Annotated in this window: 29 protein-coding genes and 1 tRNA gene; 18 read left to right on the top strand and 12 right to left on the bottom strand. The window is 64.2% G+C overall.

Going from position 1 to position 24789, the window contains the following annotated elements; translation table 11 throughout:
- Positions 1-104: 104 nt before the first annotated feature.
- The 5 genes from rpsM to E8M79_RS12260 all read left to right on the top strand — a co-directional run bounded on the left by rpsM (position 105) and on the right by E8M79_RS12260 (position 3648).
- A complete protein-coding gene (gene rpsM, locus E8M79_RS12280; protein ID WP_137152178.1) occupies positions 105-473 on the top strand; it encodes a 30S ribosomal protein S13 in 369 nt (122 codons plus the stop codon).
- Between the two features lie 78 nt (positions 474-551).
- Positions 552-944, top strand: coding sequence for a 30S ribosomal protein S11 (gene rpsK / locus E8M79_RS12275; protein WP_137152177.1), 393 nt, complete (start codon positions 552-554; stop codon positions 942-944).
- A 100-nt stretch (positions 945-1044) separates the two neighbouring features.
- Positions 1045-2070 (top strand): DNA-directed RNA polymerase subunit alpha, encoded by a 1026-nt coding sequence (locus E8M79_RS12270; protein ID WP_224703708.1) that lies wholly within the window; start codon positions 1045-1047, stop codon positions 2068-2070.
- Positions 2071-2102: 32 nt separating this feature from the next.
- Positions 2103-2534 (top strand): 50S ribosomal protein L17, encoded by a 432-nt coding sequence (gene rplQ, locus E8M79_RS12265; RefSeq protein WP_137152175.1) that lies wholly within the window; start codon positions 2103-2105, stop codon positions 2532-2534.
- Positions 2535-2610: 76 nt separating this feature from the next.
- Positions 2611-3648, top strand: a complete 1038-nt coding sequence (locus E8M79_RS12260) for an NAD-dependent epimerase/dehydratase family protein (protein WP_137152174.1) — start codon at positions 2611-2613, stop codon at positions 3646-3648.
- Here the strand turns inward: E8M79_RS12260 and E8M79_RS12255 are convergent.
- Together E8M79_RS12255 and E8M79_RS12250 are read right to left on the bottom strand one after the other, a co-directional pair.
- The gene (locus E8M79_RS12255) at positions 3645-4184 is read right to left on the bottom strand and encodes an AAA family ATPase (RefSeq protein WP_248304981.1); all 540 of its coding nucleotides are present in this window, start codon (positions 4182-4184) and stop codon (positions 3645-3647) included. The genes E8M79_RS12260 and E8M79_RS12255 overlap by 4 nt on opposite strands.
- A gap of 169 nt (positions 4185-4353) precedes the next feature.
- Positions 4354-5535 carry a type III PLP-dependent enzyme gene (locus E8M79_RS12250; RefSeq protein WP_137152173.1) on the bottom strand — a complete coding sequence of 394 codons (1182 nt, stop codon included), beginning with the start codon at positions 5533-5535 and terminating at the stop codon, positions 4354-4356.
- Between the two features lie 198 nt (positions 5536-5733).
- Here E8M79_RS12250 and E8M79_RS12245 point away from each other — a divergent pair, with 198 nt between their 5' ends.
- Positions 5734-7197, top strand: coding sequence for a Do family serine endopeptidase (locus tag E8M79_RS12245; RefSeq protein WP_171015842.1), 1464 nt, complete (start codon positions 5734-5736; stop codon positions 7195-7197).
- Positions 7198-7266: 69 nt separating this feature from the next.
- Here E8M79_RS12245 and E8M79_RS12240 read toward each other — a convergent pair whose 3' ends face one another.
- Positions 7267-7650: a VOC family protein gene (locus tag E8M79_RS12240; protein WP_137152172.1), complete on the bottom strand. Its 384-nt coding sequence runs from the start codon at positions 7648-7650 to the stop codon at positions 7267-7269.
- 190 nt (positions 7651-7840) lie between these two features.
- On the opposite strand from E8M79_RS12240, the gene E8M79_RS12235 reads away from it, so the two are divergent.
- The 5 genes from E8M79_RS12235 (at position 7841) to E8M79_RS12215 (ending at position 12054) form a co-directional block, all read left to right on the top strand.
- The gene (locus tag E8M79_RS12235; protein ID WP_137152171.1) at positions 7841-9166 is read left to right on the top strand and encodes a replication-associated recombination protein A; all 1326 of its coding nucleotides are present in this window, start codon (positions 7841-7843) and stop codon (positions 9164-9166) included.
- 82 nt (positions 9167-9248) lie between these two features.
- Positions 9249-9629 (top strand): fluoride efflux transporter CrcB, encoded by a 381-nt coding sequence (crcB, locus tag E8M79_RS12230; protein ID WP_137152170.1) that lies wholly within the window; start codon positions 9249-9251, stop codon positions 9627-9629.
- Entirely contained in the window at positions 9626-10612 is a 987-nt protein-coding gene (locus E8M79_RS12225) for an RluA family pseudouridine synthase (protein ID WP_137152169.1), read from the top strand. Before crcB ends, E8M79_RS12225 begins: the two co-directional genes overlap by 4 nt.
- Positions 10609-11271 (top strand): HAD-IA family hydrolase, encoded by a 663-nt coding sequence (locus E8M79_RS12220; protein WP_137152168.1) that lies wholly within the window; start codon positions 10609-10611, stop codon positions 11269-11271. The genes E8M79_RS12225 and E8M79_RS12220 overlap by 4 nt, the downstream gene beginning before the upstream one ends.
- A gap of 3 nt (positions 11272-11274) precedes the next feature.
- Positions 11275-12054 (top strand): ATP12 family protein, encoded by a 780-nt coding sequence (locus tag E8M79_RS12215; RefSeq protein ID WP_137152167.1) that lies wholly within the window; start codon positions 11275-11277, stop codon positions 12052-12054.
- Here the strand turns inward: E8M79_RS12215 and folK are convergent.
- The 5 genes from folK to E8M79_RS12190 form a co-directional block, all read right to left on the bottom strand.
- Positions 12051-12482 carry a 2-amino-4-hydroxy-6-hydroxymethyldihydropteridine diphosphokinase gene (folK, locus tag E8M79_RS12210; protein WP_137152166.1) on the bottom strand — a complete coding sequence of 144 codons (432 nt, stop codon included), beginning with the start codon at positions 12480-12482 and terminating at the stop codon, positions 12051-12053. The two genes, E8M79_RS12215 and folK, sit on opposite strands and share 4 nt — an antisense overlap.
- Complete coding sequence (gene folB, locus E8M79_RS12205) at positions 12482-12868, bottom strand: dihydroneopterin aldolase (protein WP_137152165.1); 387 nt, start codon at positions 12866-12868, stop codon at positions 12482-12484. Before folB ends, folK begins: the two co-directional genes overlap by 1 nt.
- A 6-nt stretch (positions 12869-12874) precedes the next feature.
- Positions 12875-13726: a dihydropteroate synthase gene (folP, locus tag E8M79_RS12200; RefSeq protein ID WP_137152164.1), complete on the bottom strand. Its 852-nt coding sequence runs from the start codon at positions 13724-13726 to the stop codon at positions 12875-12877.
- 7 nt (positions 13727-13733) lie between these two features.
- The gene (locus E8M79_RS12195; protein WP_137152163.1) at positions 13734-15503 is read right to left on the bottom strand and encodes an SLC13 family permease; all 1770 of its coding nucleotides are present in this window, start codon (positions 15501-15503) and stop codon (positions 13734-13736) included.
- A gap of 153 nt (positions 15504-15656) precedes the next feature.
- A complete protein-coding gene (locus tag E8M79_RS12190) occupies positions 15657-16511 on the bottom strand; it encodes an AraC family transcriptional regulator (RefSeq protein WP_137152162.1) in 855 nt (284 codons plus the stop codon).
- A gap of 132 nt (positions 16512-16643) precedes the next feature.
- Here E8M79_RS12190 and E8M79_RS12185 point away from each other — a divergent pair, with 132 nt between their 5' ends.
- Positions 16644-17582, top strand: a complete 939-nt coding sequence (locus E8M79_RS12185) for a phytanoyl-CoA dioxygenase family protein (RefSeq protein ID WP_137152161.1) — start codon at positions 16644-16646, stop codon at positions 17580-17582.
- 94 nt (positions 17583-17676) lie between these two features.
- Here E8M79_RS12185 and rimO read toward each other — a convergent pair whose 3' ends face one another.
- Entirely contained in the window at positions 17677-19008 is a 1332-nt protein-coding gene (rimO, locus tag E8M79_RS12180; protein WP_137152160.1) for a 30S ribosomal protein S12 methylthiotransferase RimO, read from the bottom strand.
- A gap of 251 nt (positions 19009-19259) precedes the next feature.
- On the opposite strand from rimO, the gene E8M79_RS12175 reads away from it, so the two are divergent.
- Complete coding sequence (locus E8M79_RS12175) at positions 19260-19640, top strand: DoxX family protein (RefSeq protein ID WP_137152159.1); 381 nt, start codon at positions 19260-19262, stop codon at positions 19638-19640.
- Positions 19641-19717: 77 nt separating this feature from the next.
- Here E8M79_RS12175 and E8M79_RS12170 read toward each other — a convergent pair whose 3' ends face one another.
- Positions 19718-20290 (bottom strand): DUF4282 domain-containing protein, encoded by a 573-nt coding sequence (locus E8M79_RS12170; RefSeq protein ID WP_137152158.1) that lies wholly within the window; start codon positions 20288-20290, stop codon positions 19718-19720.
- 46 nt (positions 20291-20336) lie between these two features.
- Positions 20337-21104 carry a lipoyl(octanoyl) transferase LipB gene (gene lipB, locus E8M79_RS12165; protein ID WP_137152157.1) on the bottom strand — a complete coding sequence of 256 codons (768 nt, stop codon included), beginning with the start codon at positions 21102-21104 and terminating at the stop codon, positions 20337-20339.
- A gap of 73 nt (positions 21105-21177) precedes the next feature.
- On the opposite strand from lipB, the gene E8M79_RS12160 reads away from it, so the two are divergent.
- The 3 genes from E8M79_RS12160 to E8M79_RS12150 all read left to right on the top strand — a co-directional run bounded on the left by E8M79_RS12160 (position 21178) and on the right by E8M79_RS12150 (position 22148).
- Complete coding sequence (locus E8M79_RS12160; protein WP_137152156.1) at positions 21178-21411, top strand: FliM/FliN family flagellar motor switch protein; 234 nt, start codon at positions 21178-21180, stop codon at positions 21409-21411.
- A gap of 198 nt (positions 21412-21609) precedes the next feature.
- Positions 21610-21694: transfer RNA gene (locus E8M79_RS12155), tRNA-Leu, on the top strand.
- A gap of 136 nt (positions 21695-21830) precedes the next feature.
- On the top strand, positions 21831-22148 hold the full coding sequence (locus E8M79_RS12150) for a hypothetical protein (RefSeq protein ID WP_137152155.1): 318 nt from the start codon (positions 21831-21833) through the stop codon (positions 22146-22148).
- Between the two features lie 69 nt (positions 22149-22217).
- Here the strand turns inward: E8M79_RS12150 and E8M79_RS12145 are convergent, their stop codons facing one another.
- Positions 22218-22466 (bottom strand): hypothetical protein, encoded by a 249-nt coding sequence (locus E8M79_RS12145; RefSeq protein WP_137152154.1) that lies wholly within the window; start codon positions 22464-22466, stop codon positions 22218-22220.
- Positions 22467-22731: 265 nt separating this feature from the next.
- On the opposite strand from E8M79_RS12145, the gene mgtE reads away from it, so the two are divergent.
- Both mgtE and E8M79_RS12135 read left to right on the top strand, forming a co-directional pair.
- A complete protein-coding gene (mgtE, locus tag E8M79_RS12140) occupies positions 22732-24147 on the top strand; it encodes a magnesium transporter (RefSeq protein WP_137152153.1) in 1416 nt (471 codons plus the stop codon).
- Positions 24148-24708 (top strand): AAA family ATPase, encoded by a 561-nt coding sequence (locus tag E8M79_RS12135; protein WP_137152152.1) that lies wholly within the window; start codon positions 24148-24150, stop codon positions 24706-24708.
- Positions 24709-24789: the final 81 nt, after the last annotated feature.

Raw genomic sequence — 24789 nt, 5'->3', positions numbered from 1 at the left:
ATTGGGCTGGATTCGGTTCTCCAGGTAGTTGGGGTCGAATTCCGGTCCCTTGTTGTTTTAGGGCGCCAGCCGTGATGGTTCGCGCTGAATGAAGGAGAGCAGACGTGGCTCGTATTGCTGGCGTCAATATCCCGACGAACAAGCGCGTTGTCATCGCGCTGCAGTATATCCATGGGATCGGCGACAAGTTCGCTGAGGATATCTGCAAGAAGGTTGGCATTCCGCTGGAGCGTCGTGTGAACGAACTCACCGATGCGGAAGTCATCAACATCCGCGAGACCATCGACAGCGACTATGTCGTTGAGGGTGATCTGCGTCGCGGCGTGGCGATGAACATCAAGCGCCTGATGGACCTGGGCAACTATCGTGGCCTGCGTCACCGTCGCGGTCTGCCCGTGCGCGGTCAGCGGACCCACACCAATGCCCGCACCCGCAAGGGTCCGGCCAAGGCAATCGCCGGCAAGAAGAAGTAAGAACCCGCATTCTGGGTTCTTCGATGTAGCTGCCGGGGCTTTGCTGACGGCAGCGCTGATATCGAATAGAGGAAGTACATGGCTAAGACTGAAGTCGCGCGCGTTAAGCGCAAGGAACGCAAGAACATCATTTCGGGCGTCGCCCACGTGAATGCTTCGTTCAACAACACCATGATCACCATTGCGGACATGCAGGGCAATACCATTGCCTGGTCGTCCTCGGGCGTGATGGGTTTCAAGGGCTCGCGTAAGTCGACCCCCTATGCAGCGCAGGTTGCTGCTGAAGATTGCGCCAAGAAGGCCCAGGAACACGGCATGAAGACCCTTGAGGTCGAAGTGCGTGGTCCCGGCTCGGGTCGTGAATCGGCGCTTCGCGCCCTGCAGGCTGCTGGCTTCAACGTCACGTCGATCCGCGACGTCACCTCGATCCCGCACAATGGCTGCCGCCCGCGCAAGCGGCGCCGCGTCTAGTCTAGACCGTTTAGAGAGCTCCCGGCCGATTGAATGGGCCGGGAGTCTTATTGCGTTTGCGGCGGAGCGGCTCGGGCTGGGGCCGCGATTTTGAAAGGACATAACCGTGACGATCCAGAGGAACTGGCAAGAACTGATCAAGCCGACCAAGCTGGAGATTGTTTCGGGCAGCGACAACGCGCGCGTGGCCTCGGTCGTAGCCGAGCCGCTTGAGCGCGGTTACGGGCTTACCCTTGGTAATGCCCTGCGTCGCGTGCTGCTGTCGTCGCTTCAGGGCGCGGCAGTGACTGCAATCCAGATTGACGGCATTCTGCATGAATTCTCCTCGCTTCCGGGCGTGCGGGAAGACATCACTGACCTGGTTCTCAACGTGAAGGAAATCGCGTTGAGCATGGGTGGCGAGGGCCCCAAGCGCCTTGGCCTGTCCAAGCAGGGTCCGGGTGCTGTGACGGCTGGTGACATCAAGGTCACCGGTGACATTGAAGTGCTGAACCCCGAGCTGGTGATCTGCCATCTCGACGACGGCGCCGAGATCAATATCGAGTTCACCGTGGACACCGGCAAGGGCTATGTCGCTGCCGACAAGAACCGTCCCGAAGACGCACCGATCGGCTATATCCCGGTCGACTCGCTGTTTTCCCCGGTTCGCCGCGTGAGCTACAAGGTCGATGCGACCCGTGCCGGCGAAAGCCTGGACAAGGACAAGCTGACCCTGCAGATCGAGACCAATGGCGCTGTGTCGCCGGAAGATGCGCTGGCCTATGCCGCGCGCATTCTCCAGGACCAGCTGTCGGTCTTTGTGAACTTCGAAGAGCCCAGCAAGGAAAAGGCCCAGGATTCGGTTCCCGAACTGGCCTTCAACCCGGCACTGCTCAAGAAGGTCGACGAGCTCGAACTTTCGGTTCGTTCGGCCAACTGCCTCAAGAACGACAACATCGTTTACATCGGCGACCTCATCCAGAAGACGGAAGCCGAGATGCTGCGGACCCCGAATTTCGGCCGCAAGTCGCTCAACGAAATCAAGGAAGTCCTGGCACAGATGGGGCTTCATCTCGGAATGGACGTTGCCAACTGGCCACCCGAGAATATCGATGACCTCGCCAAGCGCTACGAAGATCATTATTGATCCCGCGCTGCCAAGCACTTTAGGAGACCACCATGCGCCACGGTAATTCAGGTCGCAAACTCAGCCGGACTGCCAGCCACCGCAAGGCCATGTTCGCCAATATGTCTGCCGCGCTGATCAAGCACGAGCAGATCGTCACCACGCTTCCCAAGGCCAAGGACCTGCGTCCGATCGTCGAGAAGCTGATCACCCTGGGCAAGCGCGGCGATCTGCATGCGCGTCGCCAGGCCATCGCGCAGATGCGCGACGAGGCACAGGTTGCCAAGCTCTTCGCCGTGCTTGGCCCGCGCTACAAGGAACGTCAGGGCGGCTATATCCGCATCCTGAAGGCCGGTTTCCGCTATGGCGACAATGCGCCCATGGCCGTGATCGAGTTCGTTGATCGCGACGTCAATGCCAAGGGCCTCGACAGCGGCCCGGTGCAGGTCCGTGATGACCAGGACGACGAATACGAAGCCGCATAAGAGCGGTTTCATATAGACTTAACACGGCGGCTGCGGTTCATTCCGTGGCCGCTTTGTGTTTGGGGCTGGAGTGACGATGCCGTCAGATTTGGTGCTGGTGACCGGCGCGAGCGGGTTTGTCGGCAAGTGGACCGTGATCGCCTTGCTGCGAGCCGGCTATTCGGTGCGCGGCAGCGTACGGTCTGAGGAAAAAGCCGAGGCTGTGCGGCGGGCCGTGGTGTCGCAGCTGGGCGAGGACGTGCTCTATCGTCTCAGCTTCGTCAAACTCAACCTGCTGCTCGACTATGGCTGGGCCAAGGCCATGCTGCGGGTCGATGCGGTCATGCATATCGCTGCCCCCGTGCTGCGTGTCGAGCCGCGGGACCGGGCGAAATATATGGATGCCGCCGTTGGGGGCACCGAGCGCGTGCTGCGCTTTGCCGGCATGGCCGGGGTGCGGCGGGTGATCATGACCTCGTCGGTCGCTGCGGCGGCCTATGGCCATGGGCAGCGCTCGGGCGTGCACACCTACACCGAGGCCGATTACACCAATCTCTCCGGCATGCGGGTGCCCAGTGCCTTTCACATCGCCAAGACCAATGCCGAGCGCACCGCCTGGGCCCTGGCGCGCGTACTGCCGCTGGATCTGACCACTATTCTGCCCAGCGCCATCCTCGGGCCCGTGCTGGATGATGATTACAGCGCCACGGTGGGCATGCTGGCTGCCATGCTGATCGGCACCGGTCCGGCCATGCCGAGCAGCGGCTTTTCGGTGGTGGATGTGCGCGATGTCGCGGCGGCCCATGTGGCGGCGCTGCAGAAGCCTGCGGCCGTGGGGCAGCGCTATATGGTGGCTTCGGACTATGTCCGCATGCCCGAGGTCGCCAGCCTGCTGCGCAGCGCCTTTCCCGATCATCCGGTGCTGGCGCCATTCCTGCCCGATTGGCTGGTGCGGTTGCTGGCACGTCTGGGCGGGCCGCTGCGCACGGTCTATGAGGATCTTGGCCACGAAAAGCACTATGCACATGACAAGATCGAGCATCTGCTGGGCCGGCCCTTGCTGCCGGCGCGCGAGGCGATCCTGGCCAGTGCATCGACCCTGCTCGCCTTGCGCCAGGCCGGCGAGCGGGGCTAGCGCAGCGGGGGCAGGGCCCAGGCGGCATAGAGGGCATTCACGTCTTTCAGGCTGTGACAGATCACGCTGGGCAAGCCGCTCTCGGCTGCCATGCGCCGGTATTTGCCGGCATTGCGTGTCTTCCAGATCCAGTTGATCATCAACCACTTCACGCTGTCGCGGCTGCCGGGCAGGGCGCCCACGCGCTGCTTCTGGAACAGCGTGCGGCGGAAATAGCGGACATAGCGTTTGAGAAAATGGTCATCGATGACGATGACGCCGGTGGCGCGGGCAAAGCGCTGCGGCATGATGTCGGTGTAGTTGCCGTCCATCACCCAGGCGTCCTCCAGGGTCGCTGCATCATGCAGCGCGCGGAATTCGGCCTTGTCGCGCGGCACCCAGTTTGTGCCGGGGATATGGCTGAACACGTCGAGATGGATGGCTTCTATGCCCAGCTTGCGCGCCATGGCATCAGCCAGCGTCGATTTGCCGGAATTGGTCGGGCCCAGGATCATGATGCGGCGGCCGAGATCGGCCAGAGGCGGAATGGTCTGCATTTTCAGTTCCGATATAAAGGGGGGATCGGGGTGGAAAAGGCGCTAAAGTCATGGTTGGTCACGTCTCCGAACCGCAAAAGTGGTGTCCACTTCTGCTGGAAACGCTCAATGGCAGAGACGAAAATCCCCGCCGGAGCGGGGATCTCAGAGCGGTGCAGGATCAGCCGGATTATTCGGGCTGCTGGTCCTTGCCGGTATAGGCGTCTTCCACCCAATACTGGTCGCGGCGGTCAAAGCCGTTGAACGGGGTCAGCGAAGCCTGGGTATAGGCGCCCATCAGGCCGAACTCGATCCAGTCGTCCTCATCGATATCGGCCGGCAGGGTGAACACCTGGGGCAGCACGTCATAGCTGTCGCAGGTCGGGCCCCAGACGGTGAAGTCGGAGAATTCCTGGTCATTGTCATGCAGGCGCGGGCCGCGCCAGACGCGCACCGGCGGGGTGAAGTGCATGAATTTGACTTCCATCAGGCTGCCATAGGCGCCGTCATTGACATAGACTGACTGGCCGCCGCGCTGATGCTTGACGCGCAGCAGAAGCGAGGTCGAGCTGGTCACCAGGGCGCGGCCGGGCTCGATGATGAGCTCGGGCTTGCGCTTTTCGCCGAAGTGATCGTTCACCGCCGTGGCAATGGTCTCGAAGTAATAGTCCATCGGCGGGGCTTCGCTGGTCGGGTAGGGGGCCGGATAGCCGCCGCCGATATTGAGGCGCTTGAGCTCGATGCCGGCCTCGTCAACGATACGCGCGGCTGCCGCGATGTGGCGCTCATAGGCATAGGCGTCTTCACACTGGCTGCCGACGTGGAAGCACAGGCTCGGCGTATAGCCCATGGTCTCGACGGCGGCGACGATTTCGGCCGCGCCCTGTTCCATGACGCCGAACTTGATGCCGAAGTCATAGGACTTGAGCGCCTTGCCGGCCTTGAAGCGGGTGGTCACCTCGACGTCGCGGCTGGGCGACACCACGGCCGCCAGCTGGTCGAGCTGCTGGGGATGGTCGATGGTGAAGCTGCGCACGCCGAATTCTTCGTAGGCGCGGGCGATCTCGCGCTTGTTCTTGATGGGGTTGTTGTAGTGCATCACCGCGCCCGGCGCATGGTCGCGCACCAGTTCCATCTCGGTGTTGGAGGCCACGTCGAAGGCCTTCAAACCTTCGCGATGCAGCTGGGCGATGATGTGGGGCGAGGGGTTGCACTTGACGGCGTAGGTCAGCAGGCCGTCAAAGCCCTTCTTGAAGACCTTTGTCGCCCGATGCAGCTCGCGTTCGGAGAACAGGAATGCCGGGAAATCCGGCGCTTCCGCCGCGATCAGGGCGGAGGTGTTCGGGTAAACGTGCTTCGGCTCGGTGGTCATGGACGACTGGCCTTTCGGGCTGGGAGAAGTGCGGAAAACGAGCGCTGCATATAGGGCCGTGTGCCCCCTCGCGCAAACGTTTATTTGGCGAGAAAATACGACGCTTGCATGACGCCATTTTCGTGCCTGAATCCGGGCGTTTGCGTGGACGCCATCAGGGCCGCTCGGACGGCCTTTGCATTGGCCGGAGTTGGGTGAATGTCGTACCGCGCGTTTGTGATCTCGGGTGCCGTCGTGGCGGCCATGGCTGTGGGGGGCACACTGGCCTTTTCGCCGTGGAATGCCCCCAGCCAGGCCCAGGCCGTGGTTGCCGCGCCAGCGCTCACCGACAGCGCCGTGCCGCAGAGCGACAGCCAGATCAAGCTCAGCTTCGCCCCGGTGGTCAAAGCCGTGTCGCCCTCGGTGGTCAATGTCTATGCCACCCGCATCGAGCAGCAGTCGGCCTCGCCCTTTGCCAATGATCCCTTTTTCTCGCGCTTCTTCGGCGAGGGGCAGTTTCAGAGCCGGCCGCGCGAGTCGCAATCGCTGGGCTCGGGCGTGATCGTGGATGCCGGCGGCGTCATCCTGACCAATCGCCATGTCATCGAGGGCGCCACCGACGTGCGCATTGCCCTCTCGGACGGGCGCGAGTTCGCCGTCGACATCGTCATCGAGGATGCCCAGACCGATCTGGCGGTGCTGCGCGTGCGCGATCCGGGCGATGCGCAATTCCCGGCCATCACCTTTGCCGATTCCGATGCGCTTGAGGTGGGTGATCTGGTGCTGGCTATCGGCAATCCCTTTGGCGTCGGCCAGACCGTCACCAGCGGCATTGTCTCGGCCCTGGCGCGCACCGGCGTCGAGCGCTCGGATTATGAGTTCTTCATCCAGACCGATGCCGCCATCAATCCGGGCAATTCGGGCGGTGCCCTGGTCGACATGGCCGGGCATCTGGTGGGCATCAATACCGCCATCTATTCGCAGTCCGGCGGCTCGGTGGGCATCGGCTTTGCCATTCCGGCCAATATGGCCAAGCTGGTGGCCGAAGCGGGCGTGTCGGGCGGGCAGATCGTGCGCCCCTGGTTTGGTGCCAAGATGCAGGCGGTCACCGCCGATATCGCCGCCAGCCTTGCCATGGCTGCCCCGCATGGCGCGCTGATCACCGAAGTGGCCCCTGATGGCCCGGCGGCCCGCGCCGGCTTTGCCTCGGGCGATGTGGTGATGAGCGTGGATGGCGTGGCGATCGACGATCCCAGCGCCTTCAACTTCCGCCTGGCCACCAAGCCCATCGGGCAATCGGTCAAGCTCGAGCGCCTGCGCAACGGAAGCAGCGAGTCGGTTGATTTCACTGTCGAAGCCGCGCCCGTGCCCGATGCCAATACCACGGCCACCATCACCGGGGATTCCCGCTTTGCCGGCACCACCGTGCGCCAGCTCGATCCGGCCCTGGCCGAGGTCAAGGGCCTGGCCTATGACGCCAAGGGCATCATCGTCACCGAGGTGGCGCCCAATAGCCCGGCCGAAGCCATGGGCCTTAAGGTCGATGACATCATCCTCCAGCTCAACGACACCGCCATGGACAGCGCCAAGGCCTTCGCCCAGACCGCTGGCCAGCGCGTCCGCACCTGGCAGATCATCCTGCAGCGCGACGGCCGCGTCACCCGCAGCATCATCAGCGGCTAGCGCCGTCGTCTCCCCCTCCGACGCCTCGCGCCGGAGGGGTATTTGATGCGCCAGCCCTGATCGACCAGCCTATTCCGGGGCGTGGCAGACCGCTTCGATATTGTTGCCATCCGGGTCGAGCACGAAGGCGCCGTAGTAGGTGGCGTGGTAATGCGGGCGCAGGCCCGGCTTGCCATTGTCGGTGCCGCCGGCGGCCATGGCGGCGGCATAGAAGGCATCGACTTCGGCGCGCGTCTTGGCGGCAAAGGCAATGTGAACGATCGGGCGCTGTGCTTCGCCTTCAGTCAGCCAGAAGGCCGGGCCAGTCTGGCCATAGCCGCCGACCTTGACGCCATTGGTATATTCGGCGGGCACCTGCACGAGGAAGCTCGAGCCCAGTGGCGCCAGCGCCGCATCGTAGAATTGGCGGGCGCGGTCAAAATCGCGGACGGTGATGCCAAAGTGGTCGAACATGGTGGTCAGCTCCCAGAGTGTGTTGATGCCTCCGTCCTAATGCTGGCCTGCTGACAGTCTGCGGCAGCACGCTGTGCCATTGTTGATGGAGAGCCGGGCAGGGGATTTGCACCGGGCAGAGCCCTCTGCCCTTGCTCCCCGCGCCGGGCTGGCCTAGGCAGGAGCAGTGTCCAAGAACCGATGATCCGGCATGGCAGACCTATTCGCTCCTGATCCCGAAAGCGCCGTTGAAGCCGATGCCGCCCGGCCGCTGGCCGATCAGTTGCGGCCGCGCTCGCTCGACCAGGTGATCGGGCAGAGCCATTTGCTGGGCCCCAATGGCACGTTGCGCCGCATGATCGCCTCGGGCCGGCTGGGCTCGCTGATCCTGTGGGGGCCGCCCGGCACCGGCAAAACCACCGTGGCGCGGCTGCTGGCCGACCAGATCGGCTATACCTTCGAGCAGATCTCGGCGGTGTTCTCCGGCGTTGCCGATCTCAAGAAGGCGTTCGAGAAGGCCCGCTTCGAGCGCCTCAGCGGCCACAAGACGCTGCTGTTTGTCGATGAGATCCATCGCTTCAACCGTGCGCAGCAGGATGGCTTCCTGCCGGTGATGGAAGACGGCACCGTGGTGCTGGTCGGCGCCACGACTGAAAACCCGAGCTTCGAGCTCAATGCCGCTCTGCTGTCGCGCAGCCAGGTGCTGCGCTTTGAGTCGCTGTCGGCCGAGGATCTGGAAAAGCTGGTCGCCCGGGCCGAGGCGCTGACCGGGGCGGCGCTGCCGCTTGATCCGGAGGCGCGGCAATTGCTGCTGACCCTGGCCGATGGCGACGGGCGGGCCCTGTTGGGCCTGGTGGAAGAGGTACTGGCCTCGGTGCGGCAGGACGAGACGCTGGACGCGGCGGGGCTCCTGACCGTCGTGCAGCGCCGTGCGCCGATCTATGACAAGGCGCAGGACGGGCACTACAATCTGATCTCGGCGCTGCACAAGACCATCCGCGGCTCCGATCCCGATGCCGCGCTCTATTATTTCGCCCGCATGCTCGATGCGGGCGAGGATCCGCTGTTCCTCGCCCGCCGGCTGATCCGCATGGCGGTCGAAGATGTGGGGCTGGCCGATCCGCAGGCGCTGCCGCAGGCCGTTGCCGCGCGCGATGCCTTCCAGATGCTGGGCTCGCCCGAGGGCGAGCTGGCCCTGGCGCAGGTTGTGGTCTATCTCGCCCTCGCGCCCAAGTCCAACGCCGTCTACACCGCCTTCAAGGCCGCCAGTGGCGTTGCCAAATCCACCGGCTCGCCCATGCCGCCCATGGTCATCCTCAATGCCCCCACCAAGCTGATGAAGGGAAGCGGCTATGGCGATGGCTATATCTATGACCACGATACGCCCGAGGGCTTTTCCGGCCAGGAGTATTTCCCCGAGAGCATCGGCCGGCAGAAATTCTACGAGCCGGTCGAGCGCGGCAGCGAGCGCGACTATCGCAAGCGCATCGATTATTTCGAGCGCCTGCGCGCTGCCAAGCGGGAGAACCGGGAATGAGGCCCGCTCTTTCCGGACTGCGCCTGTCCTTCGCCGTAGCGCCAGTGTCGCCTAAACCATCCTCCCCGTCGGAGCCTCTGTGATGTTTCCCTTTGTTCTCGTTGGCGCCGGTGGCGCCCTGGGTGCCATGAGCCGCTATGGGCTGGCTTCGCTGGTCGGCCGCTTCTTTCCCATGGACTTCCCGCTGGCGACGCTGTTGATCAACATCATCGGCTCGGTGCTCATGGGCGTGCTGATTGGCCTGTTGTCCCGCTTCATGCCGCCGCAACAGGCCGAGCTGCGGCTGTTTCTGGCGGTTGGCGTCTTGGGCGGCTTCACGACATTTTCGTCGTTTTCGCTCGACACCATCGTGCTGATCGAGCGCGGCGAGGTGATTCAGGCGGGGGCCTATGTGCTGTTGTCGGTTGTGGTTTGTCTCATTGGGCTTTATCTCGGGCTTTTGGTGACCCGAGGCGTGGCATGAGTGGCGTTCAACAGCGGCAGGTAGAGAGCGACGAAGACGGCATGCGTCTGGATCGCTGGTTTGCCCATCATTTCCCCCAGCTCGGCTTTGGCCGGCTGCAAAAGCTGATCCGTAATGGCGAGGTCAAGGTCGACAAGGCCAAGGTCACCACCAGCACGCGGCTGTCGCCTGGGCAGGTGGTGCGCATTCCGCCCATTGACGATCCCGACACGGTCAAGCCGGTCAAGGTCAATGACGAGGATGCCCGGCTGATCGCCGACATGATCATCTATGAAGATGACGACATCTATGTGCTCAACAAGCCGCATGGCCTGGCCGTGCAGGGCGGTACGGGCACCAAGCGGCATCTCGACGGCATGCTCAAGAGCCTGCCCAACAAGAAGGGCGAGCCGCCGCGCCTCGTTCATCGCCTCGACCGCGATACCTCCGGCTGCCTGATCGTCGCCAAGACCAAGGCGGCCGCCAGCCATTTCGGCGCGGTGTTCCGCTCGCGCTCGGCCCGCAAGATCTATTGGGCCATTGTCGCGGGCAATCCGCATCCGCCGCAGGGCGAAATCTCGTGCTTCCTGGCGCGCCAGTCCACCGACGATGGCGAGCAGATGATCGTGGTCAAGAATGGCACGCCGGGCGCGCAGCACTCGATGAGCTATTATTCGACCACCGATACGGCCAGCCGGCGCTTTGCCTGGGTCACGCTCAAGCCGGTCACCGGCCGCACGCACCAGTTGCGCGTGCACATGGCCCAGCTCGGCACGCCGATCATCGGCGACCCGCGCTACTTCAACATCGAGAACTGGCAGGGCGCCCCGGGCCTGAGCTACGGGCTGCACCTGCATGCCCGCCGCATTGCCATTCCGCTGCGCAATGGCCAGCGCCTCGATATCTCCGCGCCGCTGCCGCCGCATATGCGCCACAGCTTTGAAACGCTGGGCTTTGATCCGGATCGCTACGACGTCAGCGGCGACCCCGAGGACGGCGCATGATCCTTGTCATGTTCGACATGGATGGGACGCTGATCGACTCGCAGGCGCTCATCACCGAACATATGGCAGCCACCTTCCGCAGCCTGGGCCTGGTCGCGCCGACGCCGGAAGAGGGCCGCCGGGTCATCGGGCTGTCGCTGCCCATCGCCATGGCGCGGCTGGCCGGGACCGACGACACCGTACTGATCGACCAACTGGTCGAAACCTATCGCGCGCATTATCGCGCCTCGGTGGTCACCGATGCGGGCCGTGAGGGGCTGTTTCCGGGTACGCTGGAGGCCCTGCAGCGCCTCAATGCCCGCGAGGACGTCATAATGGGCATTGCCACCGGCAAGGGCCTCAACGGTGTCCACCGCCTCTTGGCGCTGCATGGCGTGTCGAACTATTTCACCACGCTGCAGACGCCGGACCACAATCCCAGCAAGCCGCATCCCGGCATGCTGCTGCGCGCCATGGCCGAAACCGGCGCGACGCCGGACCAGACCATCATTATCGGCGACACCACCTTTGATATCGACATGGGCGTGGCTGCCGGCACCCGCACCATCGGCGTCACCTGGGGCTATCACGACCCGCGCGAATTGATCGCGGCGGGCGCCAGCACCATGATCGACCGCTATGACCAGCTCGACGGCGCCATCCGTCAACTCGTGGAGTAAGCCATGCGCGACCAGCTCGAAGACATCCAGAAGCATCTGGACGACGGCTACGGCCGGGCGCAGCACCTCAACAAGGTCGAGCTGCCCAAGCGCTTCTACAAGGACGTCGGCGTCGCGCCCGTCGAGGCCGGCTTCACCGTTACCCTTGATGGGCGTCAGGTCCGCACGCCGGGCCGCAAGATCCCGGTCGTCGTGCCGGCGGCAGCCATTGCCACCACCATGGCCGAGGAATGGCTCGGGCAGGGCGAGTTCATCAATCCGGCCACCATGCCCACCGTGCGGCTGATCAATTCGGCCGTCGAAAGCGGCGACGACAATGTGCCGGCCTTCCGCGCCGAGATCGTCAAATTTGCCGCCAATGACCTGCTGCTCTATCGCGCTGAGTCGCCGCAGGAACTGGTGTCCGAGCAGGAGCTGGTGTGGGATCGGGCGCTGACCAGCATTGCCCGCCACTTTGGCGTCAGCTTCCAGCCGACCTTTGGCGTCATCCACCAGCCGCAGCCGCAGCCGACGCTCGATCGCCTGGCTGAAGTGCTGGAAAGCGAAAATCTCTTCACCCTCACCGCCATGGTGTCGGTCACCGGCCTCACCGGTTCGGGCCTGCTGACGCTGGGCTATTGGCACAAGCTGCTGACACCCGACCAGGTCTGGGCGGCCGCGCATCTCGACGAGGACTACCAGATTTCCCTGTGGGGCCAGGACGAGGAAGCCGCCGAACGCCGCGCCATGCGCCGCAATGAGTTCGACACGGCCGTGGCCGTGCTCGAGGCCCTGCGCGCCTAGTCGGTCGGCGCCACCAGCGCCGTCACGTCCTCGACGATCTCGCCGAGCGGCACCAGCACGAAATCGCGTTCATGCGCATAGGGATGCGGCAAGGTCAGCCGCTCGGACTTCATGCGCACGCCCTCATAGGCGATGATGTCGATATCGATCAGCCGGGGGCCCCAGACTTCCTTGCGCACGCGGCCCATGGCGCGCTCGATGCCGAGCACGGCGTCGAGCAGGTCGATGGGCGCCAGGCTCGTCTCAATGGCCAGCGCCATATTGGCAAAGTCGGGCTGGTCGGTCTTGCCCCAGGGCTTGGTGGTCAGCACCGAGGATTGCTGCACCACGGTGATATCGGCATGGGCGTCCAGCCGGCTCACCGCCTCGACCAATTGACCGCGTGGATCGCCGATATTGGCGCCAAGGCTGAGCCAGGCCCGCGCCATCACGCGGCCTTCCGCTGACGGTGCAGCTCAATGGCCGCCTCGCCCCGCACCATGGCAATGGGCGCCTCCGGCTTGCGCAGGCGGATGATGATCCAGCTCACGGCAGGGAAAGCCGCAAAGATCGCCTCAACGATATTGTTGGCCACCGCCTCGAGCAGGTGCATGCGCTGCCCCTCGAAGGCAGCTTTGACCACATCATAGATATCGGCATAGGAAATGCCGGTGCTGAGCTTGTCGGTGGTGGCGGGCGCGGTGAGGTCGGCGCCCAGCTCGAGATCGATGAAGAATCGCTGGCCGAGCTTGGCCTCCTCGGCAAAGACGCCGTGGAACCCGTAAAAGCCCAAGTCTTTCAGGATGATACGGTCGCCGGTGAATGGCTCGGTCATGCGGGCTTACCCCAGTTGTGCGGGCGGACCATACAGCGTTGCCTCGGCCACGCGAAGGGCGTCGCGATTGGCGCGCACATCATGCACGCGGAAGATGTGGCCGCCGCGCAGATAGCCCAGCACCGTCGTGGCGATGGTCCCGGCCAGCCGCTCATCGGCCTGATTGCCCAGCAATTTGCCGATCATCGACTTGCGCGAGGTGCCCACCAGGATCGGCATGCCGGGCGGACATGCGGCGGTGAGATCATTGAGCAGAGCATAGTTTTCGGCCAGCGACTTGCCGAAGCCAAAGCCGGGGTCGGCGATCAGACGGTCGCGCTGGAGGCCGGCTGCTTCGGCAATAGCGATGCTGTCGGTGAAATAGGCCTGCATGGCTTCGGCCAGCGAAGCGGCCTCGGTGGCCGCCCGCTGCCAGTGCATGGCGATGACCGGCACCTTATGCAGGGCGGCGATCTCGGCCATTTCCGGCGCGCCCTGCAGGCCATGGACGTCGTTGATGATGCTGGCGCCCGCCTGGATGGCCTGGTCGGCCACCAGGGGCTTATAGGTGTCGATGGAGATGGGCAGGTCGACGCCATCGGCGCGCAGCGCGTCGAGCACCGGCATGACGCGGTCGAGCTCTTCCTGCACGCCCACCGGCGCGGCGCCGGGGCGGGTGCTTTCCCCGCCAATGTCGAGGATATCGGCGCCTTCGGCGATCATCTGCCGGGCATGGGCGCGGGCCAGCTCGACACCGGCATGGCGGCCGCCGTCGGAAAAACTGTCCGGCGTGACATTGAGAATGCCCATCACCAGGGCAGTGCGGCCCAGGATCAGCGGCGAACGGTTCGGCAGGGCGATGGTGTGCGTGCTGTGCATGGCGCGCTCAGAACGGCCAGACGAGCATCAGCATGGGCACGGCCACGAGCACGACGATAAACGACAGCGGCGCCCCCAGGCGCCAGTAGTCGCCGAATTTGTAGCCGCCCGGGCCCATCACCAGCGTGTTGCACTGGTGGCCGATGGGCGTGAGGAAGTCGCAGCCGGCGCCGATGGCCACCGCCAGCAGGAAGGCTTCGGGCTTGTAGCCGAGGTCGGTGGCAAAGGTCGCGGCAATCGGCGCCATGACCAGCACGGTGGCGGCATTGTTGAGAAAGGGCGTCACGGCCATGGCCGCGACCATGATCAGGGCCAGCGCGCCCCAGCCGGGCATGGTGCTGGCGGTCATGGAGAGCCAATTGGCCACCAGTTCGCTGGCGCCGGTGGTGCGCAGCGAGTCCGACACCGGGATCAGGCAGGCGAGCATGATCAGGATGGGGCCGTCGATCTGTGAATAAAGGTCGCGCAGGGGCAGGGCGCGGAACAGCACCATGGCAGCAGCAGCGGCAAAAAAGGCCGGCGCGACCGGCACGATGCCCAGCGCCGTGGCGCCCATGGCGACCGCCAGAATCACCAGCGGCAGCAGCCCGCCGCGGATGCTGCCCAGGCGCAGGCCGCGCTCCACCAGAGGCAGGCAGTCCCATTCGCGCAGCAGTTCGGGCAGGCGCTTGATATGGCCCTGGATCAGGATGACGTCGCCATTCTGGAAGCGGATCTGGCCCAGGCGCTCGGTGAAGCGCTCGTCGCGGCGGCTGACGGCCAGCAGGTTGAGGCCGGTGCGGTCGAACAGGGTCAATTCCTGCGCGGTGGCCCCGATCAGGCCCGAGCTTTCCCCGATCACCGCTTCGATGACGCCGAAATCGGCGGCGTCTTTGGTGGCGGCGCCGCGCCGCTCGGAGAACACCAGGCCGGATTGGTTGACCATCTTGTCGAGCGCTTCGGGTTCGCCGGCGATCAGCAGAATGTCGCCGGCGCGCAGCTTGGCATCGGGCAGGGGTGTGCGCGGGCGGCCACCGCTGCCGACAATGCGCGTCACCATGGCCAGGCCGTCGGCGAGCGACTGGATTTCGCCAATGGTCTTGCCGATGGCCGGTGATTCATCGGTCACCCGGGCTTCGGTGGTGTAGTTCTTGATTTCGACGGCGCTGTCGAGCCCGGTGTTCTCGCGCTTGCGCTCAGGCAGCAGGCGATAGAACAGCGCCAGGAAGATCAGCCCCACCACGGTCAGCGCCAGGCCGACGGGCGTATAGTCAAACATGGTGAAGGGCGTGCCGGTGAGCTCCAGGCGTACGCGCGAGACGATGATATTGGGCGAGGTGCCGATCTGGGTCATCAGCCCGCCCAGCAGCGAGGCAAAGGACATCGGCATCAGGAACAGCGAGGGCGAGACATTGGAGCGCCGCGCCATCTGGAAGGCGATGGGCATCATGATGGCCAAGGCGCCGATATTCTTCACAAAGGCGCTCAGCACCGCCACCACGGTCACCAGCAGCAGCAATTGCGCGCGCGGGCCGGAGAGATTGGGGGCAAAGCGGCGCACGGCCACTTCCATGATGCCGGAGCGGGACACGGCCGCGCTGACCACCAGCGCGCTGCCCACAATAATCACGATATCGTCGGAAAAGCCGGTGAAGGCCTCATCGGGCGCGATCACGCCCAGGGCCAGTCCAGCCAGCAGCGAACAGATCGCCACCAGGTCATAGCGCCACCGTCCCCAGACGAAAGCCACCATCATGGTGGCGATCAACAGGAAGGAGAGGGCTTGCGGAAGTGTCATATCAATCCTGTCGTGCCGCCATGGCGCCAGACAAAGACATTGCGCGGCAGGCGGCAAGCGCAAATTGCGGCTCACGGCTGGCAATTGCGCTAGACAGCTTCGGACAAATCGGCAGTTGCCCGGGGCCGAGAACCGGGCCTCAGCGCGTCCCGATCAGGCGAAATTGGCGCGATACCGGCTGGGTGTCATGCCCTTGAGCGCCTTGAACTGGCGGTTGAAATTGGCCAGCGAGTCATAGCCCACCGCGCCGGCGATGGTGCCGATGGGCATGGTGTCGGACGAGAGCAGCGCGCAGGCGCGGCCGATGCGCAGGCGGATCAGATATTGCGTTACCGTCTGGCGCGTGTGGCGCAGGAAGCTGCGATGCAGCCCGGACGCGCTGAGGGCGGCGATGTCGGCCAGCGTGGTCAGCGACAGCGGCTCGGCGAAATGGGCATGGATATGGGTGAGCACCCGGTCGATGCGGTGGCGGTCGGCTGATGCCGGGGGCGACCCTGGCGCCGTCGCCGACAGCGGGGTGGCCTGCCGGTCCTCGGCCAACAGGGTCAGCACGCGGATGAGGCTCAGGAAGCGGTCGACCGCAGGCAGGGTGAAGAGCTCGGTGATCAGCGGCCGCACGCGCTCTGCCGCCGCGCGCGAAAAGGCGAGGCCCGTCGCCGCCCGCTCCAGCATGGCGGCAACGCCGGCCAGTTCGGCATTAGCGGTCAGGCGTTCCGCCCATTGCGCCTCAAACCACATGACCAGCGCGGTATGGGGCACATCGGCCTGCGGACGATCCAGCGAATGCCAGGTGTGCGGCAGATAGGGGCCGATCAGCACCAGGTCGCCATCCTCATAGCGGCCGATATGATCGCCGATATAGCGCTGGCCCTGGGAATTGAGCGTCAGGGTCAGCTCGAACTCGGGATGGTGATGCCATTGAAAGGGAATGCCATCGTCCAGCGCCCGGTTGAGCCGGGCCCAGGAGGCGCCGTCTTCGGTGGTCAGATGCTCCAGATAGGGCTTCATGTGGCGCAGCAATCCCCTTGAACGCCAGAATAGTACCAGTGTTGGCCATGGGCGGGCAAGTCAGGCTGCCCGATCCGGCCTAATCTGGTCCCATCAACAAGCGCCACAGGTGCAGGCAAATGGGAGACAGACATGCAGGCGGCCACCAAACGCGACAGCCATCCAACCACCCAGGTGGTGACCACTCAGCTCAAGGACATCGTCAAGAAACTGCCGCTGCGGGTGCTGAGCCCGCAGGATTGGCAGCACTGGATAACCAAGGGCTATGTGATTGTTCGCAATGCGGTTCCGCAGGAAAATGTGGAGCGGCTCAAGGCCTTGCTCTGGGAATTTGACGAAAAGAATCCGGCCGACCCCAGCACCTGGTATGCGCCGCAGCGGCGCGATCACATCATGAAGGAGCTCAACGGCACCGGGATGGTGGAGATCTACAACCATCAGTACCTGTGGGATAACCGCATGGAGCAGCGCATCTATGACGCCTTCGTGGACATCTGGGACATGGAAGAGCTGTGGACCAGTATCGATCGCGCCAATCTCAACGTCCCCAAGAAGGTCAAGGGCAATCCCAATGGCTTCATCCATTGGGACAGCGACACCTCGCTCGATCCGCTGCCCATTGGCGTGCAGGGCGTGCTGAGCCTGGTCAAGCAGGATGGCGACGTCGGCGGCTTCCAGTGCATTCCCGAGCTGTTCTACAATTTCGAGGAATGGGTGAAGACCCAGCCGGCCGACCGCGACCCGATGCACCCCGACACCACGGGCCTGACCATCACCAATATCGAGATGGAGGCGGGTGATTTGATGATCTTCAACACCCTGCTGGCCCATGGCGTGCGCCCCAACCATTCCGACGGGCGGGTGCGCATGGCGCAATATATCTCGATGTTCCCGGCCGATGAGGCCAATACCGCCGAGCGCACCGAGCGCATCCGCCTGTGGCGCGAGCTCGACCATCCCAAGCGCGATGCCTTCCCCGGCGATCCGCGCGACTGGGAAAAGAAGAACGCCACCACCGCCAGACTGACGCCGCTGGGCGAGAAGCTCCTGGGCCTCAAGAGCTGGCACTGAGCCGTCTGTCGCCTGCAAACAAAAGAGGCGCAACCGTGTGGTTGCGCCTCTCATTTTGAGTCCGGATGCGCCGCTAAGGCGTTGAAATCAGAGTCTAGTTCAGTGCCGTCACCGGCGTGGCGAACAGGTCGTATTCGTCGCTGTCGGTCACCACCACGTCGAGCATGTCGCCCGGCTTGATGCCGGTGGCATTGGCGATGATCACCTGGCCGTCGATCTCGGGCGCGTCCCATTTGGAGCGGGCGATGGCCTGGTTGGCCTCGGGCTGCACGTCATCGACCAGCACCTGGATGGTGCGGCCCACCTTCTTGGCCAGCTGGCCGGTGGAGACATTCTGCGCCACTTCCATCAGCCGTTCGAAGCGGTCCTGCATGACCTCGTCAGGCACGATGCCGTCGAGTTCATTGGCCGGGGCGCCGGTGACGGGCTCGTACTTGAAGCACCCGGCGCGATCGATCTCGGCTTCCTCGATGAAGTCGAGCATCATCTCGAAGTCTTCTTCGGTCTCGCCGGGGAAGCCGACGATGAAGTTCGAGCGGATGGTGAGGTCCGGCACCTGCTCGCGCCACTTCAGAATGCGGTTGAGCGTCTTGTCCTGATGGGCGGGCCGGCGCATGGCCTTGAGCACGGTGGGGGAGGCATGCTGGAACGGAATGTCGAGATAGGGCAGCACCAGGCCTTCGGCCATCAGCTCCATGATCTGGTCGACATGGGGGTAGGGGTACACATAGTGCAGCCGCACCCAGGCGCCCAGCTGGCCCAGTTCCTTGGCCAGATCATAGAACTTGGCCTTGACCGGGCGGCCACGGTAATTGCTTTCGGCATATTTGATATCAACGCCATAGGCGCTGGTGTCCTGGGAGATGACCAGCAGCTCCTTGACGCCATTGCGGATCAGGCCTTCGGCCTCGCCCAGGATGCCGGCAGCCGGGCGGCTGGCCAGATCGCCGCGGATCTGCGGGATGATGCAGAACGAGCAGCGGTTGTTGCAGCCCTCGGAAATCTTGAGATAGGCGTAGTGCCGCGGCGTCAGCTTGAGGCCCTGCTCGGGCACCAGGTCAACAAACTTGTTGGGCACGGGCGGCAGATGCTCATGCACCGCGTTGACCACATTCTCGTACTGGTGCGGGCCGGAGATGGCCAGCACCGACGGGTGGGTCTTGCGGATCAGCTCTTCTTCGACGCCCAGGCAGCCGGTAACAATGACGCGGCCGTTTTCGTTGAGGGCTTCGCCGATGGCTTCCAGCGATTCCTGCTTGGCGGAATCGAGGAACCCGCAGGTATTGACCAGCACGATATCTGCACCGGCATAGTCGCGGCTGAAGGCATAGCCCTGGGCGCGGAGGGTCGACATGATGCGCTCGCTGTCGACGAGGGCCTTGGGGCAGCCGAGGCTGACGAGGCCAATTTTTGGCGCTTGGCTCATGTGAGCGGGAGGTCCAATGTTGGATAAGTTGGCTGCGTCATACAGAAATCGAGACGGTTACGCAATGTGACCACCGTCCCGGCCAGGCCGCAGCAGGTGTTCCCAAAATGGCGAACACGCGGAAGTTACTGTTCGGGAGAGCGAACAGTGTGTGCAGCCTTCGCTGGTTTGTCTGGTCGTCCGATTGCCGCTAGGTGGGCTTTGAGCGCGACACGTCGTCGCGCCATGGACCTAGTTTTCGGAGTTTACCCATGTTCGACCGTCTCTCCGCCTATGCGCCGCAGGCCCTCGCGGTGCTCCGCATTGTCAGCGGCCTGCTGTTCCTGCTGCATGGCACGCAGAAGGTGCTCGGCTTCCCCGCCATGGATGGCGGCACGCCGCCGCTGATGAGCCTGTTCGGCGCGGCTGGCCTGATCGAGATCGTCACCGGCGTGCTGATCATCGTCGGCTTCTTCACCCGTCCGGCCGCTTTCATCGCCTCGGGCACCATGGCCGTTGCCTATTGGATGGTGCATGCCCCCGGCAGCATCTTCCCGACCCAGAACTTCGGCGATGCCGCCGTGCTGTTCTGCTTTGTGTTCCTGTACCTGGTGTTTGCCGGTCCGGGCGCCTGGAGCGTCAACAAGCGCTAAGCGCTTGATGAGCTGAATCGAAAAGGCCGCGCAGACTGCTGTCCGCGCGGCCTTTTTGTGTCTGGAGGCGGCAAGCCTCAGATATCGTCCTTGGCGGGCGGCGTGCGCTTGGCGGTGCGGCGCGGCGCCTTGATGGCGGGGCTGACCGGGCTCGCTGCGCTCACCGGGCTCGCTGCACTCACCGGGCTCACCGGCGTCACCGTGGCGCTGGGCGGCGCGGAAGGCACATAGGGCGCCGGCTCGGTGGCGGGGGTGATATATTCGTCAGCCTCGGCATAGTCGGGCTCCTCGCCTTCCTCGGCCAGTTCGCGGATGGCGTCGCGCACTTCGTCGAGCAGCGAGGCCGAATAGCGCGAGCGGTTGACCGTCTCGCCGCTCTGCTCATGGGTCTTGAACCACACCAGCAGCGCCTCGCAGGCAATGCGCAGCACCACCAGGGCCAACAGGCCAAACACGGCGATTTCCAGCAGGCCCCACAGCCCATTGCCGAAGCCGAAGCTGAAGGTAAAGAAGAGGTGGCTGACCGCCCAGAGCAGGATGCCGCCCAGGCCCAGGGCATACAGAATCGGCACCAGCTTGGGCGACAGGATCGCATCCAGACGGAACAGGGTCTGGCGGGTGAAGAGGCGCTTGAGGTCGTCCAACGTCATGGCTGGCTCCTGGGGTTGGCACTGAAAACGGGCATGTCAGGGCAGTCTAGTCACCCTGACCGGGCAATCCAGCCCTTAGCAGGCTTTGCTCGGATGCGGAAATGGTCGGGCCGAAGCGGCGTTCGAAGGCGCCGCGCAGCACCGAATCGACTTCGGGCATGGAGACCAGCTGGCCAAGGTCTTCCAGACTCGTCACGCCCTGGTCGGTGATGCCGCAGGGCACGATGCCGTCATAATGGCTGAGGTCGGGCGCCACATTGAGCGAAATGCCGTGGAAGGTCACCCATTTGGAGACGCGCACGCCAATGGCGGCGATCTTGTCTTCCTTGAGCACGCCCTTGTCCGGCCGCTTGACCCAGACGCCAATCCGCGGCGCCGGGCGGCTTTCGGCCACCACGTTGAAGCCGGCCAGCGTGTCGACCACCCAATCCTCCAGGCCCTGCACCAGGCAGCGGATGTCGCGGCCGCGCTGGGTCAGGTCGAGCATGACATAGGCCACGCGCTGGCCAGGGCCATGATAGGTATATTGCCCACCCCGGCCGGCATCGAACACCGGGAATCGGTTGCTCAGCAGGTCGGTCGGTACCGAGGATGTGCCGGCGGTATAGAGCGGCTCATGCTCGAGCAGCCAGATGGCCTCCTCGGCCGCGCCGGCAGCAATGGCGGCGGCACGGGCGCGCATGGCGGCCAGCGCCTGGGGGTAGGGCACGGGCTCGGGCGAAATGATCCATTGCACCGGCCGCGCGTCACTGCGTGCCAGTTTGTTACGGATTTCGCAGTTCTGGGTGTCGTTTGTTAATGGTTCCATAACCATGGCTGTCGGAGGATCGTCCTATAGAGGTGTGCGGCGACTCTTTGCCGTGCCGGGACAGGTTCCAGACATATCTATGAACACTCTAGACGATATTGAAGTGGACATCACCGTCGAACTGGGCGCGACCACCATGCCCATCCATCACCTGCTGCGCATGGGCCGCGGCGCGGTGATCGAGCTCGACGCCAGTGAGAACGACCCGCTGAACATCTATGCCAACAGCACGCTGATCGCCCATGGCGAAGTCAGCGTCGAAGATGGTCACCTGCGTGTGCAGATCACCAGCAAATCGCGTCGCCGCGGCTAGCGAGCGCCGCCGCAGCGGGCAGGGGCCAGCCCCGATTCGTCCCGCTGCAACGGGCCTGCAGCGCCCCCGGGCGCCGCGTTTCACTCCAGGCTGTGCACAGGCCAGCGCAATAGTTGATTTAAGCGCTTGAGGTTACCACCGAGCTTTGCTACATCCCCACTCGCTTCGCCCCCAAAGGGCGTGGCTCTACCAAAGTGTGCGGTCGTGGCGGAATTGGTAGACGCGCAGCGTTGAGGTCGCTGTGTCGCAAGACGTGGAAGTTCGAGTCTTCTCGACCGCACCAATCATCCCTCGGGATGAAACAAGAAAAAGGGCTGCCCCACCGGGCGGCCCTTTTCTGATTCTGGTGGCTTGCTGGGATGGGTGGCATTTTGTGGCCAGCAGCGGGCCGCCGGTCCGCAAGATCGGGAGCCTAGACCATGCCGTCCATCAAATCCGTTCTCTTCTATCACCTGTCCGCCGCTGACCTGCAGCTCCTGTCCCGCCTCAGCTGGGCGTTGGGCGCGCTGCTGACCATTGGCGGGGCGGTCGGCGCGCTGGGCGGCGGCGCCTGGGCCCTGGTGGGCGTTGTGGTGCTGGGGTTGGGCAATCTGGACAAGATCGATCGCCTGCAGCGCTGGGCCGTCAAGCAGGGGGGCACTGCCTTGGCCGCCGCGGCGTTTCTGGCGATGGCGACGCTGCTGGGCTCCGCGCTAGTCAGCCTGCCCTGGCTGCTGGCGCTGGCGCGCATCGCCTAGAACCAATCGCCCAAACACAAAGGCCGCCCCGAGGGGCGGCCTGGCTGGGAGAAGCCTGTGCCTGTGCGATCAGTTGGTGGTCGCGGGCGCCATGGTGTTGGCTGGCGCAGCAGGGGCCATGGTGTCGGCCGGGGCAGCCGGAGTGGTGGTGTTGCCCGGTGCAGCAGGCGCCATGGTGTCGGCGGGGGCGGCAGGGGTCGCCGGTGCCGTGGTGGTCGCTGGCGTGGTGCTGGTGTTATTGGCCGGTGCGTCGCCGCCACAGGCAGCCAGGGTCAGGGCCAGAACGACGGCGGCGGGGGCAAGCAGATTCTTGGACATTTGGTGAAGTTCCTTTTGTTGAAATCATCTTGCTTCAATCAATCGTGATCTAAATGGCCAATTGGGCGAAGTTTGGACCTCAGTGGGGCACAAACCGGGCTTTCTGGCGGATCAATACGGACATCAGGGCTCGCCCGGCCGCGCTGGATATGGCGGCGCAACAATGGCGCATAACTGCCTGCACCAGCGAGACTAAGTCTGGCGAAACACCGGCCGATTGGCTACAGCTGGACATCCCCGCAGGACCGCTACGCAAGGGGCTCCGATGAGCACAGACTTCGAGACAGACCCTCATCGCGATGCCGACGTCGACGCGGATGTGTTCCGCGACGAGCAGGATCGCATCAGTCCGCTCTGGCTCGAGCGTTTGCGGGCCTTTCTGGCCGCCGGGCGCGCCGAGGATGTCGCCACCGTCATGGCGCCGCTGCATGCCGCCGACGTCGGCGACGTGCTGGAATCGCTCGATCCCGATGAGCGGCTGCAACTGGTGCAGTCCCTGGGCGATCTGTTCGACTATTCGGCGCTGACCGAGGTCGATGAAAGCGTCCGCATCGAGATCACCGATGCGCTGTCCAATAGCGAAATCGCCCGCGGCGTGGCGGGGCTGGACAGCGACGACGCCGTCACCATTCTGGAAGATCTCGAGCAGGTCGACCGCGACGAAGTGCTGGCCAAGCTGCCCACCTTCGAGCGGCTCAGCCTCAAGCGCAGCCTGGATTTCCCCGAGGAATCGGCCGGCCGGCGCATGCAGACCGATTTCATCGCCATTCCGCCGTTCTGGACGGTGGGGCAGACCATCGACTATCTGCGCGGCAATCCCGACCTGCCGGACGAGTTCTACCAGATCTATGTGGTGGATGCCTCCTATCAGGTGCTTGGCACCCTGCCGCTGGACAAGTTCATCCGCGCGGCGCGCTCGACCATGATCGAGGCTTTGATGAACACCAATCTGGTGCTGGTCGATGCCAATGAGGATCAGGAAGAGGCCGCCCGCGACTTCGAGCGCTACGACCTTGTCGAAGTCGGCGTGGTTGACGAGAGCCGGCGGCTGGTCGGCGTGCTCACCATCGACGACATGGTGGACGTGATCCACGAAGAGGCCGACGAGGACATCAAGCTGCTCGCCGGCGTGGGCGACGAGGACATTTCCGATTCCACCATCGATACCGTGCGCAGCCGTGTGCCCTGGCTGGTGATCAACCTGTTCACAGCGGTCATGGTGTCGCTGGTGATCGGCATGTTCAATGCCACCATCGAGCAGATGGTGGCGCTGGCCGTGCTGATGCCCATCGTCGCCTCGATGGGCGGCAATGCCGGCACGCAGACCATGACCGTTACCGTGCGCGCCCTCTCGATGCGCGAACTCGACGGGTCGCGCGTGCGACGGCTGGTGCGGCGCGAAATGGTGGTGGGCCTGGTCAATGGCGTGGTCTTTGCCCTGCTGATCGGGCTGGTCACCTGGCTGCGCTTTGACAATCTGCAGCTGGGGATCGTCATTGGCCTGGCCATGATCATCAATCTGATCGTTGCCGGTACGGCGGGCATTCTCATTCCGCTGACGCTGGACAAGTTCAAGGCGGACCCGGCCATTGCCTCGGCGGTGTTTGTGACCACCGTCACCGATGTGGTCGGCTTCTTTGCCTTCCTGGGCATTGCCGGGCTGTGGTTCGGGCTGTTCTAGATGGTCGAGCCGGGCCGCATCATCGTGCTGCATGGCGCGTCCAGCAGCGGCAAGTCCACGCTGGCGCGCGGGCTGCAGGCGCGCATCGATGCGCCGTTCTGGCATATTTCCATCGACCATCTGCGCGATGCCGGGGTTCTGCCCTCGGCCCGGTTCAAATCGGGCGAGTTCAACTGGAAGGCGGCCCGAGCGCCGTTTTTTGATGGCTTCCACCGCTCGCTGGCCGCCTATGCCGCGGCCGGCAATAATCTGATCGTTGAGCATATCCTCGATACCGACGGCTGGCTCGAGCAGCTGGTGGCGCTATTCGCCGGTTTTGACGTCTTCTTTGTCGGCGTGCATTGCCCGCTGCCGCTTCTGATCGCACGCGAGCAGGCGCGCGGCGACCGGCCCATCGGCAGCGCGGCGCAGGACTTCGCCACCATCCATGTGGGGCGGGACTACGATTTCGAGGTGCATGCCGAGCAGTCGGCCGACGACAATATCGCGGTTATCCTCGACGCCTGGCGGGCGCGCAGCGGGGATTCGGTGTTCCGGCGGCTGGCGGGGCGGGCTGTGTGATTTTGTCCGCTGCCATTCGAGCTTAGCTCTCATGGCCTCGTCGCCTGATTTTGCTCCACCGGAGCAAAATTGCCCTGTGGG

The organism is Devosia sp. FKR38, from assembly GCF_005222805.1.
In the GTDB taxonomy this organism is placed as follows: Bacteria; Pseudomonadota; Alphaproteobacteria; order Rhizobiales; family Devosiaceae; genus Devosia.
The sequence above is the reverse complement of the archived record's forward strand: the minus strand, read 5'-3'. Positions and strand labels throughout refer to the sequence as shown.